A 580-nucleotide genomic window follows, 5' to 3' on the forward strand; every position below is an offset into this window, starting at 1 on the left:
ACCCAGAACAAGCATTGGCAAATGTTCGCGAAGAACGTGGTCAAATCGCTCGTGTATTGGCTGATTTGGAAGCGAAAGGACAACAACATCGTTCTCAGCTTCAAACTAGCAAGCAAGCTCTGTCTTCGTTAGACAAGCTCGCACCAAACATGGCTCTGATTGAAGACGATACGCTGCAAGCGCGTTTCGACGAGCTGGAAGAGAAAATTGCGCAACTGTCGGAAGCGAAAGCGTTCTTGAACAACCACGCGAAAGCCGTGGCTGAGCTTGAAAAAATTGCTTCTGCACTTGATGCAGACCCTGAACAGTTCGATGCGCTAGAAGCAGAATACAAAGCCGCGGACGAGCAACTTCAAGAATTGAAGAAGCAGATCTTTGCCTTGTCTGATCTCGTTGAGCGTCGTCACTACTTTGCGTATTCAGACTCCGTTGATTTGCTTAACCAAAGCAGTGAACTTAGTGAGCAGTTAAAAGCGAAGCTGGTTCAGGCTGAGCAAATGCGTACACGCTCTCGTGAAGAGTTGAAACAAGCGCAAGGTCAAATGAACCAATACAACCAAGTATTGGCATCATTGAAAAG

At 46.9% G+C, this 580-nt stretch carries 1 pseudogene; it reads left to right on the top strand.

The features are described 5' to 3' along the window. Positions 1 to 580, top strand: a pseudogene (gene mukB, locus R7R24_RS28905) (chromosome partition protein MukB); the annotation flags it as partial.

It is taken from the genome of Vibrio sp. 704, assembly GCF_033339295.1.